Genomic DNA, 25,890 nt, shown 5'->3' on the forward strand with positions numbered 1-25,890 from the left:
AGTCCTTCACAACGCGCTTAAGGGGTGGTGGATCGGCCGGTGAGGGCCAGGAACACGTCATCGAGCGAGGGCTTGCGGACGGCGAAGTCCTCAGGGCGCAGCCCGAGGTCGGCGAGCCGGGTGGCGACTTCGCCGACCGTGCGCAGGCCGGCTTCGATCGGCAGGTGCAGGCCGAGCCGGTCGGCGGTCCGCGGCAGCTCAAGGCCGAGGGCGGCGTGCGCCTGGTCGGCCTCCTGCACGGTGGCGAAGGCCAGTTCAAGACGCTCTCCGCCGACCTTGCGCTTCAGCTCCTCCGGCGTGCCCTCGGCGATGACCTTGCCGCCGTCCACGACCGCGATCCGGTCGGCGAGTTGGTCGGCCTCCTCCAGGTACTGCGTCGTCAGCAGCACCGTGGTGCCGGAGGCGACCTGCTCCCGGATGGTCTGCCAGAGGATCAGCCGGCTGCTCAGGTCCAGGCCGGTCGTCGGCTCGTCCAGGAACAGCACCGGCGGATCGGCGATCAGGCTGGCCGCCAGGTCGAGCCTGCGCCGCATGCCGCCCGAGTACGTCCCGCTGGCCCGCCGCCCGGCCTCGGCGAGACCGAACCGCTCCAGCAGCTCGTCCGCCACCTTCGCGGCCCCGGTCCGGCCGAGGTGGTGCAACCGACCGACCAGGACCAGGTTCTCGCGGCCGGTCAGCCGCTCGTCGACCGCCGACAGCTGACCGGTCAGTCCGATCCGCCGCCGTACCTCGGTCGCCTCACGCACCACGTCGAACCCGGCGACCGCGGCCCGGCCCCGGTCCGGGACCAGCAGCGTCGTCAGCATCCGGACGGTCGTGGTCTTGCCCGCGCCGTTGGGCCCGAGCAGCCCGAACACCGTCCCCGGCGCGACCGCCAGGTCGACGCCTTCCAGCACGGACCGGGTGCCGAAGGTCTTGCCGAGGCCCTCGGCCTCGATCGCCCACGCGGTCCGGGCCTCCCCCGCCGGCGTGGGCTTCGGCAGGGCTGCGGTCGCCGACGCGGACATCAGCCGCAACCGCCGGCCGTGTCGCGGTCGTACGAGCCGACCAGGTCCAGCAGCGCCTGCGGAATGCCTTCCATGGGGTCGGCCTCCAGGTCAGGGACCAGCGGGGTCTGCTCGACGGGCGTCTCGCTCATTTCGCCGCCTCCTTCGCCGCCGCCGTCGCCTGCGCCCGCTCGTACGCGGACAGGAAGTCGTCCACCCGGTCAAGGCCCCAGAAGCGGTGCGGCCCGATCTTGAGGAACGGCACGCCGAACACGTCGTCCATATAGGCCTTGTCGATCGCCTCGATGCCCTCGGCGCGGATGTCCGCGTCGTGCGGCGCCTTGACCATCTCCGCGCCGTCCAGGCCGATCGAGTCGGCGATCCGCTGCACGACGTCGACCTCGCAGATGTTCTCGCCGCGCTCCCAACGGGCCTGCGACAGCGCCCAGTACAGCTCCTTGCCCTGGCCGATCCGGCGCGCCGCCAGGTAGGCGTGGTGCGGCAGGACCCACCACGGGTCGACGTCCACCGGCCACTTCATGGACAGCCCGAACTTGGCGCTCAGGCGCTTGGTGTCCTGGAGGATGTAGAGGTGCTTGGCCTTGGACATCGCGGCGTAGTGCATCTCGATGCCGCGCTCATTGAGCGTCTCCCAGGTCTGCCCGTCCGGCTCGAAGTACGGCAGGCACTCCAACTCGTCGTGCCAGCCCGGGAGTCGGCGCTCCAGCTGGTGGCTCACCATCCAGCTGAACGGGCTGTGGAAGGAGAAGTAGAAACGGGGCTTGCGCATCAGGCCTGACCTCCCAGCAGCACGGCCTGGGTCGGCGCGTCGAGCACCACCAGGTCGGCGAAGGCGTTCTCACCGCGGGCCAGCACGTAGCCGTGCATGATCGTGGCCGAGGCGACATGGACGAGACGGTCGCCGCGCAGCACGCGGCATTCCATCCGGGCGGTGAACAGGGTGTCCTTGATGACGTCGTCCACCGCGAAGGTGATCAGCAGTTCCTCGCCCATGAAGGCGTCGGCGTGCAGGTCGACGCGCGAGCGCGACACGACCGGGATCCAGTCGCGCTGCGCGAGCAGGTCGGTGATCGGCAGACCGACGTGCTCGAGGTAGCGGTCGACCGCCTCCTCCAGCAGCTTGACGTAGGTCTGGTGCTGGTTGCGGGTGTAGTAGTGGCAGGCGAAGTAGGGGATCTTCCAGGTCCACAGGAAGGAGTTCCCGCTGCGCTCGGCCAGGATCGCCGGGAGCTGCGCCGCGTCGCCGACGACGAGCGGCTCGTCGGCGCCGTCACCGGTCACCTCGGCGACCACGAACGGCGCCAGCTCGGCCGGGACCGGCTCGACCGGGTTGCCGTCCTTCTCGGCGACCAGCTGGACGCGCACCCGGCCGTTGAGCAGCTTGACGAGCTCCTCGGCGTCGCCGCGGCGGGTGGCGAGCTTGACGTCGAACGCGGCGCCCTGGCCCGGCTTGGCCGCGACCGGCGTCACCACTCCGACGACCTGGTCGTCGGAGTGCATGGTCGCGGTCAGCCGCATCGAGGAGTGCACGATGGTCGTGCCCAGGCCGTAGCGCTCGAACAGGTGCTGCGGGCCGTAGCCGAGCTCCCGCAGGTGCTGCAGGACGACGTCCTCGGCCAGTGCGGTGAAGTTCTTGAAGCCGATGAAGGTGCTGATGTTCGCACCCTCGAAGCGCGGGCGCCCGGGGTGGGAGGCGCTGCTGCCGTCCAGTATCGGCACGGGTTCTGTTCCTTTCGTCAGGAAGTCAGCCACGAGCAGTCCGATCGACGCCGGCTGGTCGAGGTGGCAGAAGTGGGAGTAGTCGGGGTGGACGTCCAGCACCGCCCGCGGGAGCGCGCGGTGCAGCCAGTCGATGCGCTCCCCGGCGATGCCCGGGTCGCGGGATCCGGCGACGACGAGCGTCCGACCGCGGTAGGCGGAGAGGTCGAGGTCACAGGTGGCGGCGAACTGCTCGAAGACGGCCAGGAAGCCCAGGACACCGATGCCGTCGAGCATCGCCTTGGCCATCCGGTCGAAGATGTCCGGCTCCAGGCGCTCGGCGCGCTCGCCGAGGCGGATCCGCAGACCCGCGGTCATCGTGGCGCGGAAGTCCGTGCGCGAGTGCTCGAAGGTGTTCCAGGAGATGGGGACGTGCGGGGGCCGGTAGAAGGGCGAGATCAGCACCATGGCGTCTGCCGCCAGCTCGGATCGGCCGTCCCCGTCCCCGTCTCCGGCCCCGGTCAGGCCGAGCAGCAGGGCGTTGGCGCTGAACGAGTGGGCGACGATCGCCGCCGGACGCCGCGGCAGAGCTCGGATCACATCGGCGATCCACTCCTGCGGCGCACGACCGCGCCAGCGGTAGTCGCCGCCGCTGCGCCAGGGCAGGTCGACCGCGATGTAGCGCAGGCCCGGAGCGAGGAACGGAACCAGCCGCCCCCAGATCGACCAGTGGTCCTCAAGGCCGTGCAGCAGCAGGACCGGCTCGCCGGCCGGGTCGCCGGCTGCGTGCAGGCCGATGTGCTCGCCGTGGGTGTGCACCACCTGCAGCTGGTGCCACCCGACCTCGCCGACCGTCATCCGCGCACGTCCCCGGCGGCGAGGTCGAGCCAGGTGTAGCCCTCGATCGCGTCACCGCAGGCCACGTGGGCGGCGTCGACGCCGCCGGCGCCGATCGTCGCCGCGGCGGCCGCGACCTGCAGGACGCCGAGCGCGCCGTAGGTCTCGCCGAGGCGGGCGGTGAGGTCGACGACGGAGTCCGACTCGTCGGCGATGCCATAGGGCGCGAAGGTCAGGCCCGGGTGATCGGTCGGCACCTGCGCGGCCGGCGGCAGCGTGCCGCTGTCGCCCAGCATCACCGAGCGCGTTCCGGTGCCGGGCTTGCCGAAGGGGACGGGCTTGCCGAGGGTGCCGGGCTTGCCGAGGATGACGCAGGCCGCTGCCGCGCGCAGGGTCGGAGTGCCGCGGCGGCCGTAGGTGTGCGGGTCGCGGCTCTTGACCAAGCTCTGGGAGACCTCGTCCGCCGGCTCCACGCCGACGACGATCGCCTGCTCGGCGCGCCCGGCGCGGATCAGACGGGCGCCGAGGCGGACCGCGTCCAGCCCGGAGGTGGCGCCGTTGCAGACCATGACGTTCGGGCCGGTGAAGCCGTAGCGCACGGCGATCGTGCTGGCGATGACGTTGCTCGACACGTTCGGCGTCTCCATCGGGCTGACCACCCGGTAGTCCTCCCGGCCCACCGCCGCGGCGATGCCGCACACCGTGCGCAGATTGCCCAGGTTGGAGCTGACGACGACGGCGGTGCGGTCGGCCAGTGGCAGCGGCCCGCCGACCTTGCCCAAGGGCAGCCCGAGCGCGCGGTGCACGGCGCAGAGCGCGAGCCGCGTCGCCGGCTCCTTCATCAACAGGCCCTTGCGACCGAGGACTTGCTGGGCCTCCTCGGCCGAGCACATCGGCTCGCCCGGGACCGCCGCGCCACCGGTCTCCCAGACGTTGGCGCCGGGGACGTGGACGGCATAGGACTGCACAGAAACGCTTCGCTCGCTCATCTCGCGACTCCCACCAGCGCGACGGCGTTCACGCCGCCGAATCCGAACGAGTCGATCTGCGCCACCAGCGGTCGCGCCGCTCTCGGCGCTCCGGCGACCAGGCCGAGCTGTTCGGCCTCCGGGATCGGCTGCGTCAGGCCGCCGATCGCCGGGACCACGCCGTCGCGCATCGCCTGGATCGCGACCACGACCGACATCAGCGCGGCCGCTCCGGACGTGTGACCGACGGCGCCCTTGATGCCGGTCACCAGAGCGTGGCCCAGGGCGTCACCGAAGACATCGGTCAGCGCTGCTGCCTCGGCCGGGTCGTTGAGGGCGGTACTGGTGCCGTGCGCGACGACCAGGTCGACCTCGGCGGGGACGACGCCGGCCCGGCGGTGCGCGTCGCGCATACAGGCGGCGATCCCGGCCGGGTCCGGCGCGGTCTCGTGGTAGGCGTCGCAGGACAGGCCCACGCCGTGCAGCCGGGCCAGCACCTCGCGGCCTTCGGCGAGCACCGCCTCTTCGGGCTCGATGACTACCGCCGCCGCGCCCTCGCCGAGCAGCACGCCCTCCCGGTCACTGTCGAAGGGGCGGACGGCAGTGCTGCGGACCGCGCTGCCGCGACCGATGACCGCCAGCAGGCTGTCGGTGATCGAGTCGCAGCCCGCCACGACCACGGCGTCGGCCTCCCCGGCGGTGAGCAGGTCCGCGCCGACGGCCAAGGCGTAGCCGGACGCGGCGCAGGCGTTGGAGATGGTCAGGACCTCGCCGACCTCGGGCAGCACGCCGCGCACCACCGCGCCGAAGTGCAGCTCGGGCAGCGTCAGGGCGTCACCCTCGACCCACCACCATTCGGCGTCCGGCAGCTCGCGCAGGCCCGTACCGACGACGACCGCCACCCGCTTGCCAACGGTGTCGAGTCCGGCGGCACTCACCGCGCCGGCGACGACCCGGGCCAGCCACCGACTCGCGCGGCGGCCCTCGGCATCGTCGGCGATCTCGTAGGCGTGGTCGACTCCCAGCCGCTGGGTGTCGCGACGCAGCGGGCTGACCCCGGTGTCGCCGCGCAGCAGCGCCTGGAACGTGTCCTCGGCGTCGCCGAGGCAGCTGAGGACGTCGAAGCCGCTAATCGCGATCGGCACGGCGGCTCCACCCCCTGACCACCGCGGCGCCGACCAGTCCCTCGGAGGTGACCGAGGTGATGATCGACACCGCGCCGTCCAGCTCGGCGTCACAGCGGTGCTCGGCCAGCACCGCGGCGAGCTGCAACGCGCCCGAGGCGCTGTACGTCTCGCCGAGCAGGTCCTTGACCGGCAGCACCGTGAACGAGGCGCCCGCGAGCGCGAACTCGATGCCCCGCCGCTCGACCGCGTCCCGGTTCTCCGAGCCGGCGATCGACGGCGCGACCATCCGCACCTCGGCCGGATCGATCCCGCAGCTGCCGAGCGCCCTGCTGATGCACCCCGCGAGACCGTCGCCCGGATCGATGTCCTGGCCGTACAGCCCGGTCTCCACGGCGAGGATCTCCGCGTCGGGCGTGCGTCCGGAGGCACGCACCGCGTGCGCCGGCTCCAGCACGAACGCGGCCGCGCCCTCGCCGAGCGGCACCCGGTCGCCCTGGCCACCGCGCAGGTGCTCGGCCGCCCAGGCCCGGTGGGGGCTGAACTCCTCGACCGCGCCGGCGACGACCGCCTCCACGTAGCCGTTGCGGAGCTGATTGCGCGCGTACTTGAGAACAGCGAGGAAGGAGGCCTGGCCGTCCGAGACCGTCGCGTTGACACCCTTGAGCTGGTGCCAGATCGCCGCCGAGCTGGCCGCGCCGTTCATCACCGCGTAGGGGAACAGGATCGGATTCACCAGGTACGGCGGGTCGTTGACGATGGTCTCGGTGATGAAGTCGCACAGCGACTGCACGCCGCCGGTGGTCGAGCCCAGCACGATGCCGACCTCGCCGCGGTTGGCGTCGTCGATCGCCAGGCTGGTGTCCTTCAGGGCCAGCCCGCAGGTCACCACGGTCAGCGAGGTGGTGCGGTCGAAGAAGCTCGTCCCCTTGCGGCCGAGGTGGTCGCGGACGCTGAAGTCGGTCAGCGCGCAGGCCTGCTGGACCGGCATCGGGCCCTCGTACATCCCGCTGACATCGCGCAGACCGCTGCGGCGCTCACGCCAGGCCGGGGCGAACTCCTCGGCGCCGACGCCCAGCGGCGACAGCACGCCCCAGCCGGTGACCGCGAGCGGGACCGACTTCGTCAGGGTGTCGCCTCCCGAGGCGGTGGTGGTGCTCGTGGCGGTCACTGCGACCTCCCTCATTGGGCTCTCCCGAAGATGGTGATGGCGTTGTTGCCGCCGAACGCGAAGCCGTTGTTCTGGACGATGCGCAGGTCGGCGGCGCGCGCCTGGTTCGGCACGACGTCGAAGCCGGCGAGTTCGGGTTCCAGCTCGGTGTGGTTGATGGTGGGCGGGATGAAGCCCTGCGCGATGCCCAGCACCGAGGCGATCGCCCCGAAGCAGCTGGCCGCGCCCATCGTGTGGCCGAGCATCGACTTGATCGAGCTGATCGGCGGCGGGGTGTCGCCGAAGACCTCGCGGATCGCGCGGCCCTCCATCGTGTCGTTGGAGGGGGTCCCGGTGCCGTGCGCGGAGATGTAGTCGATCTCCGCGGGCTTGATCCCGGCGTTGCGGTGCGCGCGGCGCATGCAGTTGGCGATGGAGCCGGAGTCCGGCGAGACCATGTGGGAGGCGTCGCAGCTCAGGCCGTAGCCGAGGACCTCGGCGTAGATGCGCGCGCCGCGGGCCTTGGCACTGTCGTAGGACTCCAGGAACATCGCCGCGCCGCCCTCGCCGATCAGGATGCCGGAGCGGTTGGCGTCGAACGGCGAGCAGGCTTCCTTGGTGAGCGCGCCCAGGCGGTAGAAGCCCGCGACGGCGAAGCGGCACATCGCGTCCGCGCCGCCGGCGAGCATGTAGTCCGCCTCACCGTTGCGGATCAGGTCATAGGCGTAGCCGATCGCGTAGTTGCTGGCCGAGCAGGCGGTGGCCAGGGTGACGGCCTCTCCGGTCAGCCCCAGCTCGCGGTTGACGGCCACCGCCATGCGGTAGGAGGGGGTCAGCGCGATCCTCGCGGCGGGCAGCTGCTGCGGGCCTTCGTCGATCCACAGCTTCATGGCGCGCTCGACGACCTGCGACTCGCCGCTGGTCGTGCCGATCACGGAGCCCGCGCGCGAGGAACGCAGCACCTGGGAGTCGATGCCCGCGTCGTCGACGGCAAGCCGCGCCGCAGCCGCCGCGAACACGCTGGCCGGACCCCACTGCTCCGGCGAGATGTTCCGCACCCAGTGCTCAGGTTCGAACCCGCGCAACTCCCCGGCCATCTTGTGTGGGAAGCCCACCGGGTCGAAGCTCTCGATCGGGGCGAGCGCGTGCCGGCCGGCCTTCAGCGCGGCGGCGAACTTCTCGGCTCCGATTCCGACGCCGGCCAGAGGCCCGACGCCGGTGACGACGACGCGGACCATGTCAGTCGCTCCAGCCGACGCGGGTCTTGACGGTCTCGTAGACCGCCAGCAGGTTCTCCATCTTGGCGAGCTCCTCCTGCGGGATCTCGACCTTGTACTTCTTCTCGATGCGGGCGAGGATCTCGATGGCGCGCAGCGAGTCGGCCTCGTAGTCGTCGACGAACGAACCGGTCTCGGTGATCTCCTCCGGCTCGATCTCCAGCACCTCGGCAATGAGGTCGCGGAGCTCGTCGAGGTGTGCGCTGGCGGCGCTGGTGGTCATGATTCTCTCCATCGGAACGCAGTGGTGTGTGCTGAGCGGGGTGGAGCGGCCGGCCGCGATCGCGGCCGGAGACTGGGGGCGCCGGCGGTCAGGTGCCGAACGGGTCAGCTGCCGAGCGTGTCGGTCTTTCGCACGACGGCGATGACGGACCCGTAGTCGACGGCGACCTCGCCGTCGATCAGCGTCTGACCGCGCAGGAACGCGTTGTCCCCGACGACCTGGTCGATGTGGGCGACGTGGCGCAGGGTGTCACCGGGCCGGGCCTGGCGGTGGAAGGTGACGTCACGGGCGGCGGCGAAGATCAGACTGCCGTCGAGCTGCTGGCCGTCGCGTCGGATGCTCTCCAGCCACAGCACCGCCCCGCTCTGGCCGAAGGACTCGATGATCAGGGAGCGAGGGTAGGCATAGCGACCGCTGTCGGTGGTCTCCGCGATCCCGGCATAGCAGGGCTCGGAGCCGGTGACCGCCTTGGTGGTCACGATGCGGGCGTGGTACTCGATCTCCTCGACGGTGTCGACCAGCAGGATCGGGTGCCGGTGCGGAAGGATGCCGCGGATGCGTGCGTGGTCGTACAGCATCATCGACTCCCTTGCGTCAGGCGGAACTTCAGCTTCAGCTGCGCGGCCCTCTCACCGGCCGCGGTGCGGCACTCGGCCTTGACGCTCAGCAGGCCGTCACCGGAGCCGGAGTCGAAGTCCGTGGTGCACTCGCAGCGGACGTGAAGGGTGTCGCCGGGGAGCATCGGGCTGCTGAAGCGCACCGAGGTGATGGCCGCCAGCTCCAGGTCGAGCGCGCTCTGGAGGGTCTGCTCGACGAGGATCCGGACGGTCTGCGTCACCGATTCGATGACGAACACCCCGGGGTAGATGGTGAAGTCGGGGTAGTGGCCCTCGAGGTAGGGGTCGTCGGCGCGGATGGCCTTGGTGGAGGTGATCACCTCGGCGGAGCGGATCTCGTAGGCGTCGACCGCGATCAGCGGCAGCGCGCGGTCCTTCGGCCCGGCTGTCGTCGCGACGCTCACAGGACGATCCCGCCGTCGACCTGGATCACCTGGCCGGTGATGTAGCCGCCGCGTTCGGAGACCAGGAACGAGACCAGGTCGGCGACCTGCTGCGACGTCCCGAACTTCCGCATCGGGACGACCTTCAGCGCCTCGGCCCGGACCTTGTCGGAGAGCCCCGCGGTCATGTCGGTCTCGATGAAGCCGGGCGCGACGACATTGACCCGGATGCCGCTCCTGGCGACCTCCTTGGCCAACGACTTGCTCAGGCCGTGCACACCGGCCTTCGAGGCGGCGTAGTTGGTCTGCGCGGCGTTGCCGTGGACACCGGCCACGGACGAGATGTTGACGACGACGCCTTCCCGGCGCTTCATCATGCCGAACACGACCAGTCGGCAGAAGTTGAAGGTCCCGGTCAGGTTGGTGTCGATGACCTCGGTCCAGGCCTCCGGCGGCATCAGGACCAGCGGACTGTCGCGCACGATGCCGGCGGAGTTGACCAGCGCGTGGGTCGGCCCGAGTTCGGCCTCGGCCGCCTTGACGAAAGCCTCGACCGCCGAACCGTCGGCCACATCGCACGGCGCGTGGTAGCACGCCGCGCCCTGCTCGTGCACCAGGCGTTCGGTCTCCCGCGCGGCCTCGCCGCGTTCGCGGTAGCAGAATGCGATGTCGTAACCGTCGGCGGCCAGCTGCACGGCCACCGCCTGGCCGATGCCACGTGACGCGCCGGTGACGATCGCGGAGCGCCGGCCAGCTGCGGCGTGGTGAGCCTCGTTCATATCCATGACGCCCCGGTGTTGGTGTTGGTGTCCGGCGTGATGTGACCGAATCTAGGAGGCCGGGCCGGGGGGCAGCCGTTTCGTTCCGGAAGCTGCACCCGGCGGCAGGATGCTGAAGATCCGCCTTGACGCTGGAGCTGTTCATGCGGAGCGGATGAGAGGAGAGTGCGGTGGGGAGGAATGCACGAATGGAGCTGGAACTGCGACACCTACGGGTGCTGTGTGCGATTGCCGATGCGGGGAGCGTGGGGCGGGCCGCCTCGGTGCTGGGGTACTCACAACCGGCCATGAGCACTCAACTCCGGCGGATCGAAGGCTATTTCGGAGAGCCGCTGTTCGAGCGCAGGGTCTTTGGCGTGGTGCTGACGGAGTACGGCGTCGAGGTGCTGACGCAGGCCCGCGACGTGCTGTCGCGGGCGGACGCGATCGGGCACCGCCCGCGCGGGAGCGCGGCCGGGACGCGGCAGACCCTGCGGATCGCGGCGACCAACTCCCCGGTGCTGTCCGGCATGGTGGCCCGGATGAGGAACCGGATCCCGGATCTCGCAGTCACGGTGAGCAGTGTCTACTCGTCCGCGGAGATCGTCGAACTCCTGCAGCAGGGCGAGATCGACGCGGCCATCGCGGTGGACTACCCCGGCCTGCCGCTGCGGCACTCGGCCGCCGTGACGCATCGCGCGATCGTCACCGAGCCGTGCTTCGTCGCCCTGCCCGCACGCCACCGCCTGCGCCACCGTCTTGAGGTCACGCTGGCCGACCTGGCCGACGACGCCTGGTTCCTGACCCCGGACGACGGCGCCGGCTGGCCTGGCGTGTTCCACCAGGCCTGCGCGGCGGCCGGGTTCACTCCGGCGACCGTCCACGAGTTCCTGGGTGACCGGGTCCAGCTGCAGAACATGATCGCCGACGGCCTCGGGGTGTCCGTCGTCCAGGCGACACTGCGACCGATGCCCGACGTCCTGGTCAAGCCGCTCACCGGCACACCGCTGTGGACCCGCTATGTGCTGGCCTGGCGCTGCGACGGCTTCGCCGGCGAGGTCGCGGACACGCTCTTCAGCTGCGCCACCGCGGCCTACCACGACCTCATCGCCCAGTCGTCGCACTTCCAGGCGTGGGCGTCGGGGGCGTAGACCCGCCGTAGGGCCGTCCACCGTCCAGGGGCATAGCGAACATAACGGGCCGTCAACCTGCGGCATGTTATGGGGTGTCGTGCAAGGTGCTATGTCACACCGTATTGAATGCGACCGCGCGGGGTGGAAGCGTCCCTCTCGCGCCTCAGCCAGTCCCCCACACGAGGCGTCCATCCATGAAGGAGCAGAGATGCGCTACCGCTCCACCCTGCCCGGACTCATGGCGAGCGGCGTGGCAGCCGCCGTCGCGCTGGCCGGCCTGACGACACCCGCGATGGCGGCCCCCCAGCCGCGCAGCACCGCGAAGACGTCGCCCGCAGCCACCGCGCCCGCGGCCGCGACATCCGCCCGGGCGCTCTCGCCGCTCGGCAGGACCGCCACCCGGTCCGACCAGGCCGCCGAGCAGCACGGCAAACTGACCGCAGCCCAGCTCCGCCCGCAGCTGCCCGCGACGCCGGTGCCCGCCTCGCATGCCGGTGTGCGGCTCAAGAGCGCCACCCGGTCGGCCGCCGCGGTGTCCTGTACCCCGGCCGACTTCGGCAGCAGGTCCGGATCCGCGCTGGTGTCGTTCGTGGAGGGTTCGACCACCGACTGCGTCAACACCCTCTTCACCGTCACCGGCACCGACGCGGCCAACACCTTCGCCGAGCCGCAGATGGTCGCGATAGCCAACGCGCTCAGCAGCGCGGCCACCAGCTACCCCGGCGACGACTCGACCGGTGTGTGGCAGCTGGTTCTCTTCCTGCGAGCCGGCTATTACGTGCAGTACAACAACGCCTCCACGGTGGGCAATTACGACGCGACCCTGGCCACCGCCACCGAGGGCGGGCTGGACGCCTTCTTCGCCAACGCGCACTCCCGCGACGTCACCTCGTCCAACGGCGACGTGCTGGGCGATGTCGTCACCCTCACCGACAGCGCCAACGAGCAGGCCCGCTACCTGGGCGTCTACCAGCAGCTGCTGAACGGCTACAACAGCTCCTACGACGCCGTCGACAGCATGGTCGCCGCCGTCAACAACGTCTACACCCCGCTCTTCCGCGGGCACCAGAACCCGGACTTCGTGACCGCGGTGACGGCCGACCCGAGCATCATCACCACGCTCGACAGCTTCGCGAACAACCACCTCGACCTGCTGGGCACCGCCAACTCCTTCCTGGACTCCAACGCCGGGATCGAGACCAGCCGCTTCATCCAGCACCCCGCACTCCAGGCCACCGTGAAGCCGCTGATGCAGGGCCTGCTGAAGGTCTCGTCGATGACAGGCCCGACCGCGCCGCTCTGGGTCGGGGTCGCCGGCCTGGCCGACACCTATGACCAGGCGAACTGCTCGGACTACGGCACCTGCAACCTGGTCGCCCAACTCACCGCGGCGGCCCTGCCGATCACCCACGTCTGCGACGCGGCGCACACCATCCTGGCGCAGTCGCTGAGCGCCGCCGACCTGGACGCCGCCTGCACCAGCGTCATCCACCAGGACGCGTTCTTCAACAACCTGGTCAAGGACAACGGCACCCCGATCCCGGGCGAGTACGAGTCGACGGTCAAGCTGGTCGTCTTCGCCAGCCCCACCGACTACGAGACCTACGCCGGCGTCCTCTACAACATCGACACCAACAACGGCGGCATGACGCTGACCGGGGACCCGACCGACCCCAACAACCAGCCGATGTCCATCATGTACGTGAAGAGCGCCGACGACGGCTTCCCCGCCGGCATCTGGAACCTCAACCACGAGTACACCCACGACCTCGACGGGCGCTACGACACCAAGGGCGACTTCGCCTCCGAGGTCACCGTCCCCGACGTGTGGTGGATCGAGGGCCTGGCCGAGTACGTCTCCTACACCTACCGCGGCGTGACCGACACCGAGGCGGTCGCCGAGGCCGCCAAGCACACCTACGCGCTGAGCACGCTGTGGCAGAGCACCTACGACAACAGCGACGTCACGCGCACCTACCCCTGGGGCTACCTCGCGGTGCGGTACATGTTCGAGCAGCACCCGCAGGACGTCTACAACATGCTCGCCAAGTTCCGCGCCGGTGACTACGCAGGCGGCTACGCGGTCTACAACGACGGCATCGGCACCCGCTACGACGCCGACTTCAACAGCTGGCTGACCGCCTGCGCCGCCGGCGCCTGCTCGACCCCGACCCCGCCGCCCACCCTGCCGCAGTGCACCAGCAGCGACCCGCGGGAGCTGGGGCAGAACTGCTCCCTGCTCGACCAGTCGGCCGCGGCCGGCAACACGGACGACCTCTACATCTACCTCCCGGCCGGCACCACGACACTGAACGTCACCACCACCGGCGGCACCGGTAACGCCTACCTCTACTACAGCCCCGACACCTGGGCCACCGCCGACAACCAGACGGCGGCGTCCACCGGTTCGGGCAACGACCAGAGCATCACCGTCACCAACACCACCGCGGGCTACCGCTACATCAGCCTGTACGCCAACACCGCGTTCAGCGGGGTCACCGTCTCCGCGCAGTACTGACCGTCCCCGCACTGATCCAGTCGGCCGCCTCCGTCCCTCGACGGAGGCGGCCTTCGTCGTGCGCCGCACAGGGAATAGCGCCGCCAGCGCGAGGCGTTAAGGCTGCCAGAGGTAGATGAAAACGAAAACCATTACGCTATAGTGAGGCTCACGTCACCCCGACGCGCCAGAGAGGACCCCCATGGCCCGCAACGAACTGCGCCCGATCATCAAGCTCCGGTCGACCGCAGGCACCGGCTACACCTACGTCACGCGCAAGAACCGCCGCAACGACCCCGACCGCCTCGTCCTGCGCAAGTACGACCCGGTCGTCCGCCAGCACGTGGACTTCCGCGAAGAGCGCTGACCCCACCCCCATCCGAGACCCCTCAGGAGAGTCACCATGAAGCCCGGCATCCATCCCGAGTACCGCCCCGTCGTCTTCCGCGACAACGTCGGCGGCCTCACCTTCCTCACCCGCTCCACCGCCACCAGCACCCGCACCATCGAGTGGGAGGACGGCCGCACCTACCCCGTGATCGACGTCGAGATCTCCTCCGCCAGCCACCCCTTCTACACCGGCAACGCCCGCGTGGTGGACACCGCCGGCCGCGTCGAGCGCTTCCAGCGCCGCTACGGGCTCACCGGCACCGGGCGTTGACGTCACCTCGGGAGGAGTGAGATGGCCTCGCAAGGCAAGCCGGGCCTGCTGCCCGTCAGCGTGCTCGGCGGCCTCGCCACCGGTGTCCGCGACTGCGTCGCCGACCTGGCACGCATCGAGATCCCCGGTCTCGCGGTGCTCGCCGTGCGAGCCACCCCCTGCGGGGGGACGGTCTTCTGGCGGGTGTACGACCGCTCCGGGCCGGTGGACGGCGGCTCGCTGAGGCCATCGCGCCCCTGCTCGCCACGCCTGCCGCCCTCGGCGCTCCTCCCCGTCCTGCTGCGCCTGGCCCGCGGCGGCCGCGTCCGGCACCTGCTGCTCACGCTCCCGCCGGGCATGCAGGCCGACCTGGTCGCCCTGGGCCTGGCGCACGGCCACGCCCGGGGGCAGGCCCTCGCCGACCACGTACGCATCGACACCGTCGCCGTCGCCGTCGACCTTTCGCGGCTGCAGGACGACCTCGACAGTGGCGACCGGCTCCGGGCCCACGGGCTGGCCCTGGGCCCGGAGGACGAGCGCACGCTGGCCGAGACCGCCGCCCACCACCTGGAGAGCGCCGACGCCGTGGTGACCGCCAGCCTGAGCGACCCGGATCCCGCCGCCTCCGCGCGCGCCGTCGCCCTGCTGCGCCACCTCGCCCCGCGCAGCTCGACGGCCCACATCTGCCACGATCCGCTCACCGGCACGCTCACCATCCCCGACATCTCGGCGGTGATCGGCGGCCGCCGCTTCGACGCCGACCGCGTCTGGGATCGGCACGGGCCGCTGCCCGCCCCTCGACAGCCGATCGGGCCGCAGTACGGGGTGCGCTCCACCCGCTGGTCCTCCCGGCGCCCGATGCACGCCAGGCGGCTGCACGACGCGCTCGCGGAGATCAGCGCGGGCGTCATCCGCGGCCGCGGGCACCTCTGGCTCGCCAACCGGCCCCACTCCATCTACCGGTGGGAGTCCGCCGGCGAGCACCTGTTCCTCCAGCCCGCCGGCAGCTGGCTGCCGGAGCAGGACGACGGCAAGCAGTGGCAGGGCGCCTCGGCGGAGCGCCGCGCGCTGGCCGCCCTGTACTGGGACCCGTACTACGGCGAGCGCCGCTGCGAACTGACCTTCACCGGCATCGGCCTCGACGTCCCAGCCCTGCACGAGCTGCTGAACAGCTGCCTGCTCACCGACACCGAACTCTCGATGGGCGAACAGTGCTGGCAGCAGTGCGACGATCCTTTCGCCGACACCCTCGGCGCCGACCTCCCGCCGCAGTGACGCCGCATGACGCCGCATGACGCCGCATGACGCCGCAGTGACGCCACCCGCAACGCAGCCGGCCCCCTGCCCGATGGGCGGGGGCCTGGCGGGTGGTGCCGGTGAGTCAGCCGGCGGGGTGGGCAGCGAGCCAGGACGCCGGGACGCCCATCAGGGGCTTGGCGTTGTAGCCGTCGGCGGTCCACTGGGCGGCGGTGATCGGCACGGCGGTGTTGTTGCTCACCACGTAGCGGGTGGCGGAGGTGCCGGCCTGGTCGTAGAGGACAGTGCCGTCCGGCAGGGCGGTGGCGGCCGCGCCGGCCAGCCAGGTGCCGGGGACACCCATCAGCGGCCGGGTGTTGTAACCGTCGGCGGCCCACTCGGCGCCGGAGATCGGCAGGGCGGCGCCGTCCACCATGACGTAACAACTCGGGTCGGTGCCGGACTGGTTGGAGACGACAGTGCCGGTGGGCAGGGTAGCGGCGGCCGCCGCCTGGAGCCAGGAGGTGGGCAGGCCCATCAGCGGCCGGGTGTTGTAACCGTCAGCGGTCCACTCGGCGGCGGAGATGTGCAGGGCGGCGCCGGCCACCACGACGTAGCGGCTGTTGTCGCTGCCGGAGGCGTCCATCACCACGGTGCCGGCGGCGGGGGAGGCGGGCAGCGCGTTGAACGTGGCGTCGCTGATCGTCACGACGCCGGAGAGGTTGTAGTGGTCGGTGGCCACGTCCGAGCCGGCGACGGCGACGCCCGAGCCGCCGATGATCACCTTGACCGTGCTGCTGTCGGGGGACTTGACCAGGGTGCCGGTTGCGAGCGTGGAGGGAGTGCTGGGGAACGGCACGGCGGTGTCGGCGCCCAGGCCCGCGGCGGGTCCGCAGGTGGGCCAGGCGTTCTGCCCCTGGGAGGCGAGGACCTTCTCGGCGACGGTGATCTGCTGGTCCTCGGTGGCCTGGTTCGGGTAGGCGGCGTAGCTCTGGCCCCCGTAGGCGTCCCAGGTGCCGAGGCTGAACTGCAGTCCGCCGTAGTAGCCGTTGCCGGTGTCGATGCTCCAGTTGCCGCTGCTCTCACACTGCGCGACCTTCTCCCAGGTGGCGACCGAGGCGGCGCTGGCGGATCCGGCGGTGGCCAGGGGCGCGGCGAGGGCGGCTGCGACGACGAGGGCGGCCGACAGGCCCTGCAGGCGGTGGTTCTTGGACATGGCGGTTCCTCACGGGTGGCTGCGCGGGGCTGGTCGCGCGAAGTCGATGGGGTGCGGGGCGCGGGGTGCGGGTGGAGGCGGTGGGTCCGCCCGCACCCCGCGGTGATGGTGGATCAGGAGGCGGTCGGCAGCTGGGCGATCAGCTCGGACGGGACCTGGACGACCGCGGAGAAGCTGTAGCCGCCGGCGCCGAACTGCGAGGCGAGCAGGGCCTTCTTGGTGCCGGCCGTGACCAGGTAGACGGTGACGTCGCCGGGGGCCTGCACGAGCGTGCCGTCGGCGGGCAGCGCGGTGGCGGCTGCGGCGAGCCAGGTGCCGGGGACGCCCATCAGCGCCCGGGTGTTGTAACCGTTAGCGGTCCACTCGGTGGCGGAGATGTGCACGGCCGCGCCGCCGACCATCACGTAGCGGGCGGCGTCGGTGCCGTTCTCGTTGTAGACGACGGTGCCGTTCGGCAGGGCGGTGGTGGCGGCTGCGGCCAGCCAGGTGCCGGGGACACCCATCAGCGGCCGGGTGTTGTAACCGTCAGCGGTCCACTCGGCGCCGGAGATCGGCAGGGCCGCGCCGCTGACCATGACGTAGATGCTGGCGCTCTTGCCGGACTGGTCCTGAACCACGGTGCCGCTCGGCAGGGTGGCGGCGGCCGCGCCGGCCAGCCAGGTGCCGGGGACACCCATCAGCGGTCGGGTGTTGTAGCCGTCGGCGGTCCACTCGGCGCCGGAGATCGGCACGGCCTTGCCGCTGACCATGACGTAGCGGCTGGCGTCGGTGCCGGACTGGTTGTAGACGACGGTGCCCGAGGAGAGCGCGGTGCCGGCGGCGGAGGTCAGCCAGGAGGTGGGCACCCCCATCAGGGGCTTGGTGTTGTAGCCGTCGGCGGAGAACTCGGCGCCGGAGATCGGCAGGGCGGAGTTGCCGACCACCACGTAGACGCTGGCGTTCTTGCCGGACTCGTCCTTGATCACGGTGCCGGCCGGCGGGGTGGCGGGCAGGGCGTTGAACGACGCGTCGGTGACCGAGGTGATGTTGCCGAGGTTGTAGCCGTCGGCCGCGACGTCGGAGCCGGCCAGCGGGATGCCGGCGCCGCCGATGATCACCTTGACCGTGGCGCTGTCGGGGGACTTGACCAGGGTGCCGGCGGCCAGTGTCGACGGGGTGTCGTTGAGGGTGGCGGCGGTGATCGGGGAGATGTAGCCGCTGATGGTCTGGCCCCAGGGAGCGTCGCCGATGGCGTAGCTGCCGGTGGACTCGCTCTGCACGATGCCGTTGACGTAGCCGTGGGAATGGCCCTCGTTGCCGCCGACCACGGTGATGCTGCCGCCACCGACCGCGGTCACCAGAGCGACGTGGTCCGCGTAGTCGGCGGAGGGGTTGTAGTTGTAGACCACCGCGTCGCCGACCTGGGGGGAGCTGTGCAGCGTGCCGTAGTGCTGGCCGTAGTCGTAGACGCTGGCCGCCCCGTCGGTCAGGTCCGAGAGGTGCTGCACCCCGTTCTGCGCCCAGACCCAGCCCACGAAGTCGGCGCACCAGGCGTGGGCTTCGGTGCCCGAGGAGCTGCACGGGTTGCTCTGGTTGAGGCCGTCCTGGTAACCGCCCTGGCCGCAGGGGCCGTTGCCGACCTGGGACAGGGCCGTGTTGGCGATCGAGCCGGCGTCGGCGTGCGCCGGCAGGATCGTCAGTCCGGAGACGGCGGCGGCGGCGACCAGGGTGGCGATACCGGACTTCTTGATCTTGGCAATGGTCAGCGACATGATGGTGCAACTCCTGGTCAGTGATGGTGAGTCGGGTGGTCTTGCATCAGGTGTGGCCTGCCGCCGGCCCGAGGGCATGGACGGCTGGATGGCTGGCCTGCAGGAACAGCCATCTGTGGCGGGGAGGAGCAAGAAGCGAGGAGCGAGGAGCGGCAAGGCAGTGGGGCACGGTGGGTGTTCTCCGGTTCCGCGTCCCCACGGTGGGGCTTGGTCCCGGTGGCCCGCCGGGCGGTTCTCCCTGCTGGCGAGTACTACTTTCCTCGCAGGTCAGACGGGGCGGAAGGGGTTCCGGCTGGACGGAAGCGACCTTGGACGCTTTGGTCCACAGACGGCCCCGAGCTGCACTCCTGATAGACCGTTCGGCGGTCGACCGGATACGACAGCACGGCGGCGGGTGGCACCCGGTCGGGTGCCACCCGCCGCCGCGGGTCGGGAGCAGGGCTCAGCGGGGAGCTCAGTACTGCGTGGTCACGGTGACTCCGCTGAAGGCGGTGGCGGCGTAGAGGCTGAGGTAGCGGTAGCCCGCGGCCTTGTTGGTGACGGTGAGGCTCTGGGTGGTACCGGAGTTGGTCGACTCGGCCGTGTACGTGGTGCTGGTGGCCCAGGTGCTGGGGTCGTAGTACAGGTAGGCGGTCCCGCTGCCGCCGGTCGTGCTGACGTTCAGGGTGGTCGTCCCGGCGGGCAGATAGATCCACAGGTAGTCGAGGTTCCCCGCGGTCGCCGACTGGTTCGCGCGGGAGCAGTTCCGGTCCATCTGCTGGGGGTTCGCGGCCGTGCAGGGGGTGACTCCGCCCGAGCCGCTGACGGTCACCGACTGGGCGGCGGCGCTGGAGGTCTTGCCGTTGCTGTCGGTCACGGTCAGCGTGGCGTTGTAGGTTCCGGCCGCCGCGTAGGTGTGCGAGGGGTTCTGCGTCGTGGCCGTCGCTCCGTCGCCGAAGTTCCAGGACCAGCCGGTGATGCTGCCGCTGCCGGACTCGGTGGAGTGGTCGGTGAAGGTCGCCGTCAGTCCGGCGACCGCCGCGCTGAAGGCGGCCGTCGGCGTTCCCGAGGTGCCACCGGCGATGCCGTTGAGCCAGGTGTTGAAGTCGGCGTCGTACCGGGTGCCGATGGTGTTGGTGTAGTAGTCGTAGCCGGCGGTGTAGTTGCCGACCCGGTAGTCGCCCAGGATCGCCTGCACGTCGGCGGGGTGCTGTTCGAGCATGTAGCGCACCGCGAGGTAGCTCCAGGGGAAGACCCGGTCGTCGTTGCTGTTGGCGTACGTGGTCTGCCACAGGGTGCTCAGCGGGTAGGTGTGCTCACCGGCGTCGGTCACCGCGTCGGTGTCGGTGATGCCGCGGTAGCTGTAGGTCAGGTAGCCGGAGATGCCCTCGATCCACCAGATGTTGGGATCCACCTCCATCTGCGCCCAGGTGCCCATGGTGTCGTAGCGGGCGTCCAGAAAGTGCGTGTACTCGTAGTTGAGGTTCCAGATGTTGTCCGTGTAGCCGTCGGGGCTGGGGTCCTGGTACAGGATGGAGTAGTCCTGGTTCCCCGGCGTGGACGGGGTGTTGTACAGCGTGATGCCACCGTTGTCGGTGGTGACGCCGTAGATCACCGGGGCGTAGATCTCGTAGTCGAGCGAGCTCGCGAAGACGACGATGTTGTCGGTGTCGTTGTACTGGCCCGGGATCGGGCCGCTGTCCTTGACGATGTTCTGGAAGTAGGCGTCCTGGCCGGCGAGTTCGCCGCAGGCCGCGCTGAGCTGCGCCGAACTGAGCGCCTGCGCCAGGATGTTGATCTCCGAGCTGCACGCGTGCGTGGTCGGCAGCGCCGCCGCGGTGGCCTGCGCCACCAGGTTGCAGACGCCGTAGTACGAGCAGTCGGCCGCATCGAAGCCATTGGCCTGCTGCGCGACGGACATCCACAGGGCGGCGGTCGATCCGGAGATGGACGAGGCCTGCAGCAGGCCCAGCATCAGCGGCCGTACCTTGGCCTGGAGCGCGGTGAACTGGACATACGCGGCAAGGTCGTTGCCGGCGTCGGCGACCATGAACGTGTTGGTGCCGCCGAGCATGCTGGTGTGGGTGAGCGCGAAGGTGTCGAGCGCGTCGATGACGGCCGGATTCGCGGTCAGCGCGGCGACAAAGGCGGGGTTGTACTGTCCGCGCCACAGCGGGGTGTAGACGTCGTAGACGACGGCGTCCATGCTGTAGTCGGCGTCCCACGCACTGGTGTACGCGCTGAGTATCCGCTGGTAGGTGCCCAGGTAGTCGCCCTGCAGATTGGCGCTGTCGGTCAGGATCACGGCGTCACCCAGGATGCCGCCGTTGGCCGAGGAGACGTCGGTGCTCTGCGAGTTGGCGAAGAAGGCGTTCAGGGCGTTCTGGACGTCCGCCGACAGCGTCGCGTCGTAGGAGCCGACATCCGTCGAGTCGTAGTACTGGACGTAGTATCCGGCCCGCAGGTAGAGGATGAGCTGCCAGATGCCGGCCGAGTCGCTGCCGGCGTAGCTGGACGCCAGGCTCTGGTACGCCTGGGCGACGGGGATCATCTGGGACTCCTTGAACACCTCCTGCGCGTTGCTGCCGGTGATGGTGAACAGCGAGTTGACGCAGTCGGTGGTCGAGTTCTCGACGTAGGCGGCCAGCGCCGAGCCGCTCAGGCCGCCGAACGCGGCGGGGGTGCAGGCCTGCGCGCCGGCGGGCCTCGACGCGCTCGCCGCGCTCGTGGCGCCTGCCTGGTGCTGCGTCAGCATGGGGCGGTGCGGCGGGAGTTGGGCGGCTGTGAGTCGGCCGTACTGGACCGCGGCCGCGTCGCTACCGCCGACGACGGCACCCGTGGGCGCGGGCTCGGCCGGGCGGTTCGAGGCGGTGACGGGACGGACGGCGGGACGGGCGGCGAGACGGACGGCGGTCGGCGCACCGGTCGCGGCGAAGGCCGGTGCGGTCGACAGGCCGACGAGCATGGCGAGTGTCACTGTGCCTGCGGCCAGGAACCTGGGCAGGACGAATCGATGGCGCATCACTGCTCCTTCGAGGGGGGAGGTCCGCCTCGCCGATCGGGGAACGAGGCATGTGACGCACCGTCTCACCACGGATCCGCCCGAACAATGCGGATGGACACAGCGATTGCCATGTCCCCGCCACAACATCCGTGGCAGTGCCTTTACGGAAGCAGCCCGGGGTGGTGCCGTGCCGCCCAGGCCTGGAAGTGCGGCGCCCGTGCCATCAGGCCCCGATACGAAGCGCAGGCCGCGTCGAAGAGCGTCACGACGACCTCGTCGGCGACGCTCCTCCTGTTCCAGGCCAGCAGGTAGCGGCACCGCAGGGGCGTGCCGATCAGGGGCCTGATGACGGTGCCGGGAATCGGCCGGGTCGTCGCCTGCACCAGCGAGACACCGAGGCCCTCGGCGATCATGTCCAGCAACTGGAGCCGGTCGCCGAGGAACTCGTGCACCACCACCGGGGTGAACCCGACCGCCCCGCAGGCCGCGTAGAAGACGCCCGGCCAGCCGGCGCCGTCGTCGGGTGTGACGAACCACGAGTCCTCGGCCAGGTCGCCGAGCGCGACCGCCTCGCGGTGCCGCAGCCGGTGGCCCGCGGGCAGGGCCACGAACGTGGGCTCGGTGACGATCCCGCGATGCCCGACGGCACCGGAGTGCCGCAGTTCCAGCCCGGGGTAGTCCACACCGATCGCCGCGTCGAGCCCACCCTCCTCCAGGAGTTCGACGATCTGGGAGGACGCGTAGACGCTGCTCACCGCCAGCACCAGCTCCGGCAGCTCGGCCCGCACGCGCCCGACCATGCCGGACAGGATCGGGGAGTTGGTGGCCGCCAGCCGCAACACCGGTCGCGGCGCCGCCTCCCCGGCCGGCGGCCGTCCGACGGCCTCGGCGCGCGCCAGCACATCGCGGGCCCGGGCGACCACCTCCACCCCGTACCGGGTCGGCCGCACGCCCACCGTGTTGCGCTCGAACAACGGCTCACCGAAGTGGAGTTCGATCCGCCGCAGCTGCGTACTCATCGCCTGCTGCGAGCACCCCAACGCGGCCGCGGCCCGGCCCATACTGCCCGCGTCCGCAAGCGCGCACAGAGCACGGAGATGTCGAAGCTCCAGCTCCATCCACACCCCCGTGCGTCATCGCAGCACCTGGACAGTCAAGTTGATACTAGTTGCCGCCAACGGGCGAATCGAGGCTCTGGATGACTTCGGCGGCGGGACGCCCTGGCGCTGTCCGGCGCCGTCCGACGTCGTCCAGCGCTGTCCGGGGTCGTCCGGGGTCGTCCGGGGTCGTCCGGACTGTGCTCGACCGGTTGTGTTCCGTTCCACCGCGCGCTGAGCTTCGGGGTGTGCCCGGGCACCGGCTCCGGGGGGGGAATCGACGTACTGGAGGGTTCCATGCGGTTCAGCAAGACCAAGAAGCGTGCCACGGCTGCCGCGATCGCCGTGGTGGCGATGGGCGTTATCGGGGTGGGTAGCGCGACCTCGGCCCAGGCCGCCGAGGGCACCTGGACTGTCCGCAGCGGCGGCTGCGTCGCGCTGGAGAAGATCGAACTCCAGGGCGGCCACGACTACATGGCGATCGATCCGATCGCCGACCCCAGTGGCTGTGAGTTCGGCATCAGGAATGTGAACACCGGCGGCTGGGAATACGGCCCGACCACCAGCGGCTCCGAGTCGCCGTGGAAATACGACGGCCCGGGCATGCTCCTGAAGGCGTGTCTGTGGGGGCCGACCAGCCCAGAGCAGTGCGGCCCGCAGAACTGAGGCCGGTCAGTCTGAGCACGATCAACTGACACCGAACGCTCCAGGACGAGGTCCGGGTCCCTCCCTGAGCGAGTCGAGCAGGGCCCGGGCGTCGTCCGCCTCGGCGATGTTCAGCGAGGTGTGGATCTCGACGGCCTGTTCGGCGTGCTCCCGAGCGGCGTCGAGGTCTCCCAGACGGTGGTGGGTGCGCGCCAGCCCGACGTGGATGCGCCCGAGGTTGTACCGCTCGCCGGTGTGCGGGAGGTGGTCGATCGCGGCCCGGTAGTGCTGGAGGGCGCTCGCCGGAGCGTCCATGGCCAGCAGGGCGTCGCCGAGCAGGGTGTGCGACTCGGCCTGACCGAAGGTGTCACCGAGGTCCCGGTGCAGGTCCAGCGCCTCCTGGTACAGGTCGAGTGCCTCCGGATGGTGGTGCAGCCTCTGCTGGTACTCGCCGAACTGGTTGAGCACAATGGCCTGCCCGAGACGGTTGCCGCCGCGCCGGTGGAACCTCAGCGCCGCACGGTGGTACTCCAAGGCCTCCGGCAACCGTCCGAGCCTGGTCAGCGTGGGCCCCAGGTTGGTCAGGGCGATCGCCTCGACGGCCGGCTCGGGGATGTCCCGACTGAGCCGCAGCGCCCGCTGCAGGTGGTCGAGCGCCTCCTCCAGGCGCCCCATCCGGGTCTGGGCGAGGCCCAGGTTGGCCAGCACGTGGGCCTCACCGGCACGGTTGCCGATTCCGCGCTGGATCTCCAGGGCCTGACGGAGCAGGTCGAGTACCTGCGGGAAGTCGCCGAGCTGGTACTGGACCAGCCCGAGGTGCCGCAGCGCGGCCGCCTCGCCGGCCGGCTCGCCGAGCTCCCGGATGGCCCGCAGGGCACGGGCACCCAGCACCAGCGCCTCCTGGGCGGGCATGTGGCGTTTGAGGTGGCGCCAGAGGATGGCCGGCAGGTCCGCCGCGTACCGGGGCAGACCGGCGTCGGTGGCGTGGTGGGCGAGGGTCAGCAGGTTGGCCTGCTCCCGGGCCAGCCACTGCGCCGCGTCCACCTGGTCGGCGAACACCAGCGGTGTGCCGCCGGGTGCGGGAGGCTGCGGCCGGTGGTGGCGTTCCAGCGGGGCCAGCTGGTCCATCGCCGAGGCGGCGGTGTGACGGTAGTGGTCGAAGAGCCGGATGAGCGCGGCGCGCCGGACGGGTTCGGGTTCCTCACGTGCGAGCAACCCGACCGCGAAGGTCCGCAGCAGGTCGTGGAAGGTGTACCGGAAGGCCGTGTGCTCGATCAGCAGGTGGTGGTCGTGCAGCGACTCCAGGAGTTCCTCGGCCTCGGCCGGCGGTGCGTCGACCAGAGCGGCGAGGGCGGGCGGCGCGAAGTCCTCACCGGGGTGCAGCGCGGCCAGCCGGAACGCGCGCCGCTGCGCGGGGGTGAGGGCGCGGTAGGAGTCCACGAAGGCCGCCGCGACGCTCCGATCACGGTCGGAGAGCTCGGTCAATAACTTCTGGGGCCGCCGGATCCGCTCCAGCAACTGGACGGGCGTCCAGACCGGATGGTGCGCCAGCCTGGCGCCGGCGATCCGCAGCGCCAGCGGCAGCCTCCCGCACAGCGCGACGATTTCGTCCACGGCGCAGGCATGGCCGACGACCCGCTCCGGGCCGACGATCCGGGCGAACAGTTCCACAGCTTCGTCATGGCTGAGCACGTCCAGGGGCACGCTGACCGCCCCGTCCAGTGCAAGCAGCCGCCGACGGGACGTCACCAGCGTGAGGCAGCGCGGGCTGCCGGGGATCAACGGGCGGACCTGCTCGGCGTCGACGGCGTTGTCCAGCACGATCAGGTACCGCCTGCCCGCCGCCCGGCTGCGCCACAGCTGGGCGCGTTCCTCGGTGCGCGACGGCAGGGCGGCCTTGCTGACACCGACCGCGCAGAGCAGACTCTCCAGCGCCGCAGCCGGTTCGAGCGGCCGCCGGCCCGGAGTGAAGCCGTGCAGGTCCACGAAGAGCTGACCGTCGGGATAACGGCCGGTGAGGCTGTGCCCGGTGTGAACGGCCAAGGCGGTCTTGCCGACACCGGCCATGCCGTCGATGGCCGAGATCACCAGCGGACGGGCCTGGGAGCCGCCCGGTCCGCCGGCCAGCGCCAGCAGCCGTTCCACCTCGCCGCGCCGTCCGGTGAAGTCCGGGACGGCGTACGGCAGCAGACGGGGCACCACGTGTTCGTCCGGCGCCAGGCCTGTCCGCGGTTCCAGGCCCGTCTGCTGCTCCCCGCGGGCCGCGGCAAGCAGCCGGTCGCGGTCGGCGAAGTCTAGGCCCAGGGCCGTGGCCAGCCGGGCCACCGACGACAGCCGAGGCCGCCGCCGCCCGGACTCCAGCACGCTGATCGCATGCGCCGAGACACCCGAGCGCTCCGCGAGCCCCTCCTGCGTCCACCCGGCCGATAACCGGTACTGCCGCAGGAGCGTTGCAAAATCCCCCAGCATGATCGATCGCCTCCGAAGGGTGATCACCCCGCGGGAACGACGACGGCGGGAACGGCCCGATGCTCGGAACCCGTACCACCGTCAGCGGCCCCCCGACTCTGCGGCCCTGACGGGCGCCTGACAACAGAGCATCATGCTAACGCCAGGCAAACGCCATGGAGTGGCGAGTCGGTAGTGATGA

At 70.9% G+C, this 25,890-nt stretch carries 23 protein-coding genes; 6 read left to right on the forward strand and 17 right to left on the reverse strand.

Translation table 11 applies throughout. From position 1 onward, the window contains the following. Positions 1-17: 17 nt before the first annotated feature. From P3T34_RS04065 to fabG, 12 genes are all read right to left on the reverse strand, one after another. Entirely contained in the window at positions 18-1,007 is a 990-nt protein-coding gene (locus P3T34_RS04065; protein WP_280664582.1) for an ATP-binding cassette domain-containing protein, read from the reverse strand. Then, positions 1,007-1,138 carry a hypothetical protein gene (locus tag P3T34_RS04070; protein WP_280664583.1) on the reverse strand — a complete coding sequence of 44 codons (132 nt, stop codon included), beginning with the start codon at positions 1,136-1,138 and terminating at the stop codon, positions 1,007-1,009. The genes P3T34_RS04065 and P3T34_RS04070 overlap by 1 nt, the downstream gene beginning before the upstream one ends. Further along, entirely contained in the window at positions 1,135-1,776 is a 642-nt protein-coding gene (locus P3T34_RS04075) for a DsbA family protein (RefSeq protein ID WP_280664584.1), read from the reverse strand. Before P3T34_RS04075 ends, P3T34_RS04070 begins: the two co-directional genes overlap by 4 nt. Then, positions 1,776-3,563 (reverse strand): alpha/beta fold hydrolase, encoded by a 1,788-nt coding sequence (locus P3T34_RS04080; protein ID WP_280664585.1) that lies wholly within the window; start codon positions 3,561-3,563, stop codon positions 1,776-1,778. The genes P3T34_RS04075 and P3T34_RS04080 overlap by 1 nt, the downstream gene beginning before the upstream one ends. Next, positions 3,560-4,531, reverse strand: coding sequence for a beta-ketoacyl synthase N-terminal-like domain-containing protein (locus P3T34_RS04085; protein WP_280664586.1), 972 nt, complete (start codon positions 4,529-4,531; stop codon positions 3,560-3,562). The genes P3T34_RS04080 and P3T34_RS04085 overlap by 4 nt, the downstream gene beginning before the upstream one ends. Next, positions 4,528-5,655 (reverse strand): beta-ketoacyl synthase N-terminal-like domain-containing protein, encoded by a 1,128-nt coding sequence (locus P3T34_RS04090; protein ID WP_280664587.1) that lies wholly within the window; start codon positions 5,653-5,655, stop codon positions 4,528-4,530. Before P3T34_RS04090 ends, P3T34_RS04085 begins: the two co-directional genes overlap by 4 nt. Then, positions 5,639-6,805 carry a beta-ketoacyl synthase N-terminal-like domain-containing protein gene (locus tag P3T34_RS04095; protein ID WP_280664588.1) on the reverse strand — a complete coding sequence of 389 codons (1,167 nt, stop codon included), beginning with the start codon at positions 6,803-6,805 and terminating at the stop codon, positions 5,639-5,641. The genes P3T34_RS04090 and P3T34_RS04095 overlap by 17 nt, the downstream gene beginning before the upstream one ends. Before the next feature lie 11 nt (positions 6,806-6,816). After that, positions 6,817-8,022, reverse strand: coding sequence for a beta-ketoacyl-[acyl-carrier-protein] synthase family protein (locus tag P3T34_RS04100; protein ID WP_280664589.1), 1,206 nt, complete (start codon positions 8,020-8,022; stop codon positions 6,817-6,819). A 1-nt stretch (position 8,023) separates the two neighbouring features. After that, a complete protein-coding gene (locus P3T34_RS04105) occupies positions 8,024-8,284 on the reverse strand; it encodes an acyl carrier protein (RefSeq protein ID WP_280664590.1) in 261 nt (86 codons plus the stop codon). Between the two features lie 104 nt (positions 8,285-8,388). Beyond that, positions 8,389-8,862: a beta-hydroxyacyl-ACP dehydratase gene (locus P3T34_RS04110; protein WP_280664591.1), complete on the reverse strand. Its 474-nt coding sequence runs from the start codon at positions 8,860-8,862 to the stop codon at positions 8,389-8,391. Further along, positions 8,862-9,305 (reverse strand): hypothetical protein, encoded by a 444-nt coding sequence (locus P3T34_RS04115; RefSeq protein ID WP_280664592.1) that lies wholly within the window; start codon positions 9,303-9,305, stop codon positions 8,862-8,864. The genes P3T34_RS04110 and P3T34_RS04115 overlap by 1 nt, the downstream gene beginning before the upstream one ends. After that, positions 9,302-10,063, reverse strand: coding sequence for a 3-oxoacyl-[acyl-carrier-protein] reductase (gene fabG, locus P3T34_RS04120; RefSeq protein ID WP_280664593.1), 762 nt, complete (start codon positions 10,061-10,063; stop codon positions 9,302-9,304). The genes P3T34_RS04115 and fabG overlap by 4 nt, the downstream gene beginning before the upstream one ends. A 188-nt stretch (positions 10,064-10,251) precedes the next feature. Between fabG and P3T34_RS04125 the strand changes: the two genes are divergently transcribed. The 5 genes from P3T34_RS04125 to P3T34_RS04145 all read left to right on the forward strand — a co-directional run bounded on the left by P3T34_RS04125 (position 10,252) and on the right by P3T34_RS04145 (position 15,587). Beyond that, positions 10,252-11,193 (forward strand): LysR family transcriptional regulator, encoded by a 942-nt coding sequence (locus P3T34_RS04125; RefSeq protein ID WP_280664594.1) that lies wholly within the window; start codon positions 10,252-10,254, stop codon positions 11,191-11,193. A gap of 190 nt (positions 11,194-11,383) precedes the next feature. Then, the gene (locus P3T34_RS04130) at positions 11,384-13,693 is read left to right on the forward strand and encodes a collagenase (RefSeq protein WP_280664595.1); all 2,310 of its coding nucleotides are present in this window, start codon (positions 11,384-11,386) and stop codon (positions 13,691-13,693) included. A 181-nt stretch (positions 13,694-13,874) separates the two neighbouring features. Then, positions 13,875-14,039 carry a 50S ribosomal protein L33 gene (gene rpmG / locus P3T34_RS04135; RefSeq protein WP_030461239.1) on the forward strand — a complete coding sequence of 55 codons (165 nt, stop codon included), beginning with the start codon at positions 13,875-13,877 and terminating at the stop codon, positions 14,037-14,039. 36 nt (positions 14,040-14,075) lie between these two features. Next, a complete protein-coding gene (locus tag P3T34_RS04140; protein ID WP_280664596.1) occupies positions 14,076-14,333 on the forward strand; it encodes a type B 50S ribosomal protein L31 in 258 nt (85 codons plus the stop codon). A gap of 21 nt (positions 14,334-14,354) precedes the next feature. Then, positions 14,355-15,587 (forward strand): GTP-binding protein, encoded by a 1,233-nt coding sequence (locus tag P3T34_RS04145; RefSeq protein ID WP_280664597.1) that lies wholly within the window; start codon positions 14,355-14,357, stop codon positions 15,585-15,587. Positions 15,588-15,693: 106 nt separating this feature from the next. Here P3T34_RS04145 and P3T34_RS04150 read toward each other — a convergent pair whose 3' ends face one another. The 4 genes from P3T34_RS04150 to P3T34_RS04165 all read right to left on the reverse strand — a co-directional run bounded on the left by P3T34_RS04150 (position 15,694) and on the right by P3T34_RS04165 (position 22,616). Then, the gene (locus P3T34_RS04150) at positions 15,694-16,764 is read right to left on the reverse strand and encodes a transglycosylase family protein (protein ID WP_280664598.1); all 1,071 of its coding nucleotides are present in this window, start codon (positions 16,762-16,764) and stop codon (positions 15,694-15,696) included. Between the two features lie 113 nt (positions 16,765-16,877). Further along, a complete protein-coding gene (locus P3T34_RS04155) occupies positions 16,878-18,515 on the reverse strand; it encodes a CHAP domain-containing protein (RefSeq protein ID WP_280664599.1) in 1,638 nt (545 codons plus the stop codon). Between the two features lie 454 nt (positions 18,516-18,969). Then, positions 18,970-21,516: a collagenase gene (locus P3T34_RS04160; RefSeq protein ID WP_280664600.1), complete on the reverse strand. Its 2,547-nt coding sequence runs from the start codon at positions 21,514-21,516 to the stop codon at positions 18,970-18,972. A gap of 143 nt (positions 21,517-21,659) precedes the next feature. Continuing rightward, a complete protein-coding gene (locus P3T34_RS04165) occupies positions 21,660-22,616 on the reverse strand; it encodes a LysR family transcriptional regulator (RefSeq protein WP_280664601.1) in 957 nt (318 codons plus the stop codon). A gap of 276 nt (positions 22,617-22,892) precedes the next feature. On the opposite strand from P3T34_RS04165, the gene P3T34_RS04170 reads away from it, so the two are divergent. Further along, positions 22,893-23,261, forward strand: coding sequence for a hypothetical protein (locus P3T34_RS04170; RefSeq protein WP_280664602.1), 369 nt, complete (start codon positions 22,893-22,895; stop codon positions 23,259-23,261). Between the two features lie 21 nt (positions 23,262-23,282). Here the strand turns inward: P3T34_RS04170 and P3T34_RS04175 are convergent, their stop codons facing one another. After that, positions 23,283-25,709, reverse strand: a complete 2,427-nt coding sequence (locus P3T34_RS04175) for a tetratricopeptide repeat protein (RefSeq protein ID WP_280664603.1) — start codon at positions 25,707-25,709, stop codon at positions 23,283-23,285. Positions 25,710-25,890 lie beyond the last annotated feature (181 nt).

This window comes from Kitasatospora sp. MAP12-44 (genome assembly GCF_029892095.1).
GTDB lineage: Bacteria > Actinomycetota > Actinomycetes > Streptomycetales > Streptomycetaceae > Kitasatospora.

What these genes read in the sequence shown, in the direction of transcription:
- P3T34_RS04065 (WP_280664582.1), bottom strand. Translation starts at nt 1,007, where the DNA reads ATGTCCGCGTCGGCGACCGCAGCCCTGCCGAAGCCCACGCCGGCGGGG.
- P3T34_RS04070 (WP_280664583.1), bottom strand. Translation starts at nt 1,138, where the DNA reads ATGAGCGAGACGCCCGTCGAGCAGACCCCGCTGGTCCCTGACCTGGAG.
- P3T34_RS04075 (WP_280664584.1), bottom strand. Translation starts at nt 1,776, where the DNA reads ATGCGCAAGCCCCGTTTCTACTTCTCCTTCCACAGCCCGTTCAGCTGG.
- P3T34_RS04080 (WP_280664585.1), bottom strand. Translation starts at nt 3,563, where the DNA reads ATGACGGTCGGCGAGGTCGGGTGGCACCAGCTGCAGGTGGTGCACACC.
- P3T34_RS04085 (WP_280664586.1), bottom strand. Translation starts at nt 4,531, where the DNA reads ATGAGCGAGCGAAGCGTTTCTGTGCAGTCCTATGCCGTCCACGTCCCC.
- P3T34_RS04100 (WP_280664589.1), bottom strand. Translation starts at nt 8,022, where the DNA reads ATGGTCCGCGTCGTCGTCACCGGCGTCGGGCCTCTGGCCGGCGTCGGA.
- P3T34_RS04105 (WP_280664590.1), bottom strand. Translation starts at nt 8,284, where the DNA reads ATGACCACCAGCGCCGCCAGCGCACACCTCGACGAGCTCCGCGACCTC.
- P3T34_RS04110 (WP_280664591.1), bottom strand. Translation starts at nt 8,862, where the DNA reads ATGCTGTACGACCACGCACGCATCCGCGGCATCCTTCCGCACCGGCAC.
- fabG (WP_280664593.1), bottom strand. Translation starts at nt 10,063, where the DNA reads ATGAACGAGGCTCACCACGCCGCAGCTGGCCGGCGCTCCGCGATCGTC.
- P3T34_RS04125 (WP_280664594.1), top strand. Translation starts at nt 10,252, where the DNA reads ATGGAGCTGGAACTGCGACACCTACGGGTGCTGTGTGCGATTGCCGAT.
- P3T34_RS04130 (WP_280664595.1), top strand. Translation starts at nt 11,384, where the DNA reads ATGCGCTACCGCTCCACCCTGCCCGGACTCATGGCGAGCGGCGTGGCA.
- rpmG (WP_030461239.1), top strand. Translation starts at nt 13,875, where the DNA reads ATGGCCCGCAACGAACTGCGCCCGATCATCAAGCTCCGGTCGACCGCA.
- P3T34_RS04140 (WP_280664596.1), top strand. Translation starts at nt 14,076, where the DNA reads ATGAAGCCCGGCATCCATCCCGAGTACCGCCCCGTCGTCTTCCGCGAC.
- P3T34_RS04145 (WP_280664597.1), top strand. Translation starts at nt 14,355, where the DNA reads ATGGCCTCGCAAGGCAAGCCGGGCCTGCTGCCCGTCAGCGTGCTCGGC.
- P3T34_RS04150 (WP_280664598.1), bottom strand. Translation starts at nt 16,764, where the DNA reads ATGTCCAAGAACCACCGCCTGCAGGGCCTGTCGGCCGCCCTCGTCGTC.
- P3T34_RS04155 (WP_280664599.1), bottom strand. Translation starts at nt 18,515, where the DNA reads ATGTCGCTGACCATTGCCAAGATCAAGAAGTCCGGTATCGCCACCCTG.
- P3T34_RS04160 (WP_280664600.1), bottom strand. Translation starts at nt 21,516, where the DNA reads ATGCGCCATCGATTCGTCCTGCCCAGGTTCCTGGCCGCAGGCACAGTG.
- P3T34_RS04165 (WP_280664601.1), bottom strand. Translation starts at nt 22,616, where the DNA reads ATGGAGCTGGAGCTTCGACATCTCCGTGCTCTGTGCGCGCTTGCGGAC.
- P3T34_RS04170 (WP_280664602.1), top strand. Translation starts at nt 22,893, where the DNA reads ATGCGGTTCAGCAAGACCAAGAAGCGTGCCACGGCTGCCGCGATCGCC.
- P3T34_RS04175 (WP_280664603.1), bottom strand. Translation starts at nt 25,709, where the DNA reads ATGCTGGGGGATTTTGCAACGCTCCTGCGGCAGTACCGGTTATCGGCC.